Source organism: Micromonospora sp. DT44 (genome assembly GCF_049841635.1).
GTDB lineage: Bacteria > Actinomycetota > Actinomycetes > Mycobacteriales > Micromonosporaceae > Micromonospora.
This window is the reverse complement of the sequence record NZ_JBNCKS010000145.1, coordinates 1-1,048: the sequence shown is the minus strand read 5'-3', so window position 1 is coordinate 1,048 and position 1,048 is coordinate 1. Positions and strand designations below refer to the sequence as shown.

At 67.2% G+C, this 1,048-nt stretch carries 1 protein-coding gene; it reads right to left on the bottom strand.

Annotation, left to right across the window (positions count from 1 at the left end):
- The coding region (locus ACLQ25_RS32675) for an IS4 family transposase (protein ID WP_425734582.1) at positions 1 to 1,048 on the bottom strand (1,048 nt) is incomplete at both ends.

Here is a 1,048-nt window from a genome sequence, read left to right as displayed (position 1 = left end):
CTGGTAGCTGCGCCGGTTGATGTTGGGGCCGCGGGCTTGGTATTTGCTGTTCGAGCGTTTGATCATGCGGGTTTTGGTGCGGAGGCGGCGTTCGGGCAGCAGGTGGGCCAGGACGTGGGTGCCGATGACGCCTATCAGGTCGATGGTGGTGTCGGCGGTGATCCCGGCGGCGTGGATGATCTGGTCGCGGGCGGTGTTCAGGGCTGTGGTGAAGCTGGCCCGGTCAGGGTCGAGGCCGGGCTGGCTGTCGGTGGCGTCGACCATTGCGGTGCGCAGCAGTTGATAGACGCTGAGTAAGGCGTAGATTTCCTGGCTGATGCCGTCGTAGGTGCGGGCGCGTAGGACTCGTCCGCCCAGGATCGAGGATTTCAGTTCGAGGTAGGCGGTCTCGATCTCCCAGCGTTGGTGATAGAGCGGGATCAGTTCAGCGGCGGGATGCGCGTCGGGGTCGAGCAGGGTGGTGATCAGCCGGTAGCCGCCGGTGTGGGTGCCGTCGGTGGTGGTGATGCTGATCTGCGCATCGATCACCCGGATGGGTAGCCCGCCGATGATCGAGGCGAAGGATCCGTCGCGGTGCCGGCGCAGGATCGGTAGTTTGCGGCCGGTCTTGCAGCGGATCAGCAGGTCCGCGCCGGTGGCGGCCAGGGTGGCGATCAGGTCGGCGCCGGCGTAGTTGCGGTCTGCCATCAGCAGCATCCCGGGGCGCAGACTGCGGGCGAGGTGTCGGGCCTGATCGAGTTCTCCGACACTGACCGGATCGAATACGGCGTCGATCACCGAGCGGGTGCCGCAGGACAGCAGGGCGCTGAGCCGCAGCTGCGGGTAGCCGGAACTGCCGTTGTTGCAGCGTTGTTTGGCGTAGCGGCTCGTGGTGGCTGGTGAGTCCGCGACCGTCAGGAAGGTCCCGTCGATCACGGTCAGCAGCAGGCCTCGCCAGCGCGTCTGGGTGGCGCTGGTAGCGGCCGGGCCGCGCAACACATCGAATAACGCCCGCACCGGCTGCGATCCGAGTCGTTGCCGGGCCTGGCGCAACGCACTGCCGCTGGGC